5 protein-coding genes are annotated in these 5,090 nt (G+C 57.8%); all 5 read left to right on the top strand.

The features are described 5' to 3' along the window. Positions 1 to 60 precede the first annotated feature (60 nt). The 5 genes from ACREAY_RS09595 (at position 61) to ACREAY_RS09615 (ending at position 5,006) form a co-directional block, all read left to right on the top strand. Positions 61 to 1,308, top strand: coding sequence for an AAA family ATPase (locus ACREAY_RS09595; RefSeq protein WP_431755550.1), 1,248 nt, complete (start codon positions 61 to 63; stop codon positions 1,306 to 1,308). After that, positions 1,305 to 1,649: a hypothetical protein gene (locus ACREAY_RS09600; RefSeq protein ID WP_431755551.1), complete on the top strand. Its 345-nt coding sequence runs from the start codon at positions 1,305 to 1,307 to the stop codon at positions 1,647 to 1,649. Before ACREAY_RS09595 ends, ACREAY_RS09600 begins: the two co-directional genes overlap by 4 nt. 22 nt (positions 1,650 to 1,671) lie before the next feature. Then, positions 1,672 to 1,884: a hypothetical protein gene (locus ACREAY_RS09605; protein ID WP_431755552.1), complete on the top strand. Its 213-nt coding sequence runs from the start codon at positions 1,672 to 1,674 to the stop codon at positions 1,882 to 1,884. Between the two features lie 74 nt (positions 1,885 to 1,958). Then, entirely contained in the window at positions 1,959 to 3,500 is a 1,542-nt protein-coding gene (locus tag ACREAY_RS09610) for an acyl-CoA carboxylase subunit beta (RefSeq protein ID WP_431755553.1), read from the top strand. A gap of 6 nt (positions 3,501 to 3,506) precedes the next feature. After that, on the top strand, positions 3,507 to 5,006 hold the full coding sequence (locus ACREAY_RS09615) for an acetyl-CoA carboxylase biotin carboxylase subunit (RefSeq protein ID WP_431755554.1): 1,500 nt from the start codon (positions 3,507 to 3,509) through the stop codon (positions 5,004 to 5,006). The last annotated feature ends 84 nt before the right edge of the window (positions 5,007 to 5,090 follow it).

A 5,090-nucleotide genomic window follows, 5' to 3' on the forward strand; every position in this document is an offset into this window, starting at 1 on the left:
TCTCAGGCGCGCGCCGTTTGCAGATTTCAAAAAGAAAATGGACGCAGCGGTAAAGTAGACATGCCCCCCGCCCTGATGTGGTCAGAGGTCCACAGGCCCAAGAGGATAGAGCAGATGGTGGGAAACGAAGACGCCCGGCTTGCGATATTAAAGTGGCTTGGAGGATGGGTGAGCGGGGCCAAGCCGCTCCTCTTGATAGGGCCTCCGGGCACGGGCAAGACGACTGCCGTCCACGCGCTTGCAAGGCAGTTTGACTATGACCTCGTAGAGATGAACGCAAGCGACGCGCGCAACCGTGAGAGCATCGAGACGAGGATAAAGCCCGTCTTTGCCAACACCGGCATCTTTGGGCGCAGGATAATGCTTTTCCTTGACGAAGTGGACGGCATTTCAGGCAGGGAGGACTCGGGCGGGCTGGACGCGCTTGTCGACCTGATGAAAGAGCCGACCGTGCCGGTGATAATGGCTGCCAATGCAAAATCGGCCAAGACGAAGGAGCTTGCCAAGGCCTGCAAGGTAATCGAATTCAGCCCGGTGCCTCCCAGGCTCTTGCTTCTGTTCCTCGACCACGTGCTTGAAAGCGAAGGCGTGAAACTGGGCCCCGGCGACAGGGTGTCAATCGTCAACAACAGCAGGGGCGACATCAGGGCGATGCTCAACGGCGCCCAGTCCCGCGCGGCGGGGTACGCGACGGTGTCAAACAGGGACGTGATAGAGGTAGACGTTGCAGATGCAATCAACGGCTACTTTGCTGCCGCAGGAAAAGAAAACGCGGTGCAGGCGCTGGCAAGGGCCGACGCCACGTTCCCGGACCCGCGGTACCAGGGCGGCGACGCAGAGGCGAGGCGCAGGGACATGATTGCAGCCCTGTTTTCAAGCATAGTTTCTGCGCACCTTGACCAGGACTCGCTTGCAGGGATGCTCGACACGCTATCCAGGGCGGACGTCGTCGTCGGCAGGGTCAGCAGGAGGAGGCACTGGAGCCTCTTGCGCTACGTCAGGGACATGCTGTCGCACGGGCTGTATGAAAAGTCGCGTGGCAAGGGAATAAAGTACAGCCAGTATGCGATGCCGTGGCAGGTGATGGGCCCGTCGTTTGCGCGTGGGCAGACTGTCAGAAAGCTGTCGTCTGCAATCGCGCCTGCAATGCACGTTTCAAAGCGCACGTTTGGCACGTTTGTCCTGCCGTACCTTGCGCGGGCAATGGCAAACGAGAAAGTCGATCCTGTACAGTTTGCGGTGGACAACTTTGACGACGGGTCGGTGGGCGAGTCGCTGGCAAAAGAGATAGAGAGGACCAGGAAATGAGTGAGGCGTGGATAAGGCTGCTGGTAAAGTACAAGGGCAAGTGCTCTGCCTGCGGAAAAGAGATCCCGCAGGGCGACTATGCCCTCTGGTCAAGGGCGTCCAAGGCGATCAAGCACGTAAAGTGCGAGACTGTTGAAGAGAAGGCGCCCGCATCCGTCATGGAATTGAAGTGCTTTATCTGCGGCAAGACCGCGGGCTGCGCTTCTTGCTCTTTGGAGGCAGACTGCGACAGGCCGGCCGTGTCGCAGGCGTGCATATGCGAAGGGTGTATGTCTGACAAAAAAGCGTACGACAACTACCAGCAGGCGTTTTTGGCAAAGATGGCAAAAGTTAAAATGTAAAGCAGCGGTAGCAAGCACGCAGATGTCAAGCGAGTACGAGCGCAACGTCGGCCAGCTCTTGGCTGAAAAGAGGGCCGCGGTGGAGAAGCTGGGCAAGACCCCCGACGAGAACAGGGTCAAGATTGCAGTGCTAAAGCAAGAGATCGAGGCGCTTGAATCTATGTTTGAAAATTACAACCTTGGCATGAACGTCTTTCGCAGGGCGCAGGGCGGAAGGACAGGTCTACGAGAGTAAATACCGGTCAGAAATCATCACCTGAATGCTGTAATGAATTTATATAGCTAGCCGATGGCATTACCTACACTTCCATGCACGAAGAAAAACTAAAGAAGTTGGCTTCGATGAAAAAGTCCGCCGAGGGCGGCGGTGGCGCCGAGCGCGTCGAGGCCCAGCATTCAAAGGGCAAGCTGACTGCGCGTGAGAGGATTGCGTTATTGCTCGACGAGGGAAGCTTTGTCGAGATTGACAAGTACGTCACCCACAGGGGCGACGACCCGGGCGTCCAGAAATTCTATGGCGACGGCGCGGTGACCGGCTTTGGCACGGTTGCAGGAAGGCAGATTTTCGTTTTCGCTTACGACTTTACGGTGCTCGGAGGCTCGCTTGGCGAGATGACGAGCAAAAAGATAGTCAAGGTGATGGACCACGCGCTCAAGGTCGGCTGCCCAGTAGTCGGCATCATCGACTCGGGCGGCGCTAGGATCCAGGAAGGCGTCAACAGCCTCGACGGGTACGGCGACATCTTTTTCCGAAACACGATGGCGTCCGGCGTCGTCCCGCAGATAACTGCGAGCATCGGCCCGTGCGCCGGCGGAGCCGTGTACTCGCCGGCGATGACTGACTTTGTCATCATGGTAGAGAACATTGGCCAGATGTTTGTGACCGGCCCCGAGGTGGTAAAGGAAGTGCTGAGCGAGGAAGTCTCGTTTGACGAGCTGGGCGGCGCCATGGCGCACGGGAGCAAGTCCGGCGTGGCGCACTTTGTCGCCAAGAACGAGTACGACTGCTTTGACAGGATAAAAAAGCTCTTGTCGTTCGTGCCGCAAAACAACACCGAGGAGGCGCCTATGGCAGAGAGCACGGACGACCCCAACAGGGTCGACCCGAACCTCATCAACATGCTGCCGGAAAACCCCTACCAGCAGTACGACATGAAAGAGATCATAAAGTCGCTTGTCGACAACGGCGACTTTTTCGAGGTGCACGAGCTCTTTGCAGGCAACATCATCGTGTGCTTTGCCAGGATGGGCGGCAGGACCGTCGGCATCGTGGCAAACCAGCCAATGTTCCTCGCAGGCGCGCTTGACATCGACTCGGCCAACAAGGCGGCCCGCTTTATCCGGTTCTGCGACTCGTTCAACATCCCCATTGTGACGCTTGTGGACACGCCCGGCTACCTGCCCGGCGCCAACCAGGAGCACAACGGCATCATCAGGCACGGAAGCAAGATGCTCTTTGCGTATTGCGAGGCGACCGTGCCGAAAATAACGTGCATCATCGGCAAGGCGTATGGCGGCGCCTATATCGCCATGGGAAGCAAGAACCTGCGCGCCGATGTCAATTATGCGTGGCCCAACGCGGAGATCGCGGTGCTGGGTCCGGAGGCGGCAGTCACAATCACGCACAGAAAAGATCTAAAGAATGCGCCGGACGCGGCTGTTACCAAGAAAAAGCTGGCCAAGGAATATCGCGACAAGTTTGCAAACCCGTACCTTGCGGCAGAGCGGGGCATCATCGACGTCGTCATCGACCCGATGGATACCCGGCCCATGATAATCAGGGCGCTGCAGGCGCTGGCAAACAAAAAGGAGCCGAGGCCGTGGAAAAAGCACGGCAACATCAACCTGTGATGCGCAATGGGCAAAAAAATACAAAGCATCCTGATAGCAAACAGGGGTGAAATAGCCCTCAGGGTAGTGCGGGCTTGCAAGGAGCTGGGCATAAAGTCAGTCGCGGTCTATTCTGACGAGGACGTGCGCGCAATCCACGTCAAGAGGGCCGACAAGGCATACCACATCGGGCCGGCGGCGCCTGCGCAGAGCTACCTCAACATGGACAAGATCATAGAGACTGCCATGGAGGCAGGGGTCGACGCAATCCACCCCGGCTACGGCTTTCTTTCAGAGAACGAGGTCTTTTCAGAGACTTGTGAAAAGAACGGCATCATATTCATAGGCCCAAGGGCAAAGGCGATGGAGATCACGGGCGACAAGATGAAGTGCAAGGCCGTGATGAAAAAGGCAAAGGTGCCGACGGTGCCGGGGAGCGACGGCATCATCGAAGACGTGGAAAGGGCTGCCAGCATCGCGCACGAAGCCGGCTATCCTGTTTTGCTGAAATCGGCGTTTGGCGGCGGTGGCAGGGGCATCAGGCTTGCCAACGACGAAAAGCAGCTGCGCCAGGAGTTCGAGATGGCTTCTGCCGAGTCAAAGGCGGCTTTTGGCAAGGCGGCGCTGTTTGTAGAAAAGTACCTGCAGAGGATCAGGCACATCGAGTTCCAGCTGATACGCGACTCGCACGGCAACGGCCGACACCTGTTTGAGCGCGAGTGCTCCATCCAGAGGCGCCACCAAAAGTTGATAGAGATGTCGCCGTCGCCTGTCATGGACCAGAAGACAAGGGACAGGATAGGCGAGATCGCCGTCAGGGCCGCGGATGCCGTCGATTACCTGAACGCAGGAACAGCCGAGTTTTTGCGCGACCCGGAGGGCAACTTTTACTTTATCGAGATAAACTCGCGCCTGCAAGTAGAGCACCCCGTTACGGAACTGGTCACGGGCCTTGACCTCGTGAAACTGCAGATCCACGTGGCTGAAGGCGGCGAGATCCCGTTCAAGCAGGAGGACCTGAAGATGAACGGCTGCGCGATTGAATGCCGCATAAACGCCGAAGACCCGTTCTACGACTTTGCGCCGTCCACAGGGATTGTGCCCAGCTGCAACATCCCCTACGGGCCGGGCGTCAGGGTCGACACGTACCTCTACCCCGGCTGCAACGTCTCGGGCTATTACGACTCGCTGACCGCTAAATTGCTGGCATGGGGCAGGAACTTTGAAGAAGCGAGGGTGAGGATGCGCAACGCGCTGGACGAGTTCACGATAGAGGGCATCAACACCACGATACCGCTGTACAAGACGATAATGGACGAGTCGAACTTTATCAAAGGCGAGCTGTCTACTGACTACCTCGACCGGTTCAAGGTATTTGACAGGATGAACGAAGACACAAGGAAGGAGGCGGGCAAGAACGCCGCTGCGGCTGTTGCGGCGGCATTGCTGCACACCGAGCTTGTCAAGAAAGGCTCGCAGCAGGCAGGCAACAGCGTGTCAAAGTGGAAGATGAGGGGGCCGGCCTGATGGAATTCAAGGTAGGCGACGTCGCCCAGATGCTCAGCGGCGAGGTCGTGCGCACGGCCGACAACAGCGTCATTGTCAGCATCG

The organism is Nitrososphaera sp., assembly GCF_050748925.1.
Taxonomy (GTDB): Archaea; Thermoproteota; Nitrososphaeria; order Nitrososphaerales; family Nitrososphaeraceae; genus Nitrososphaera.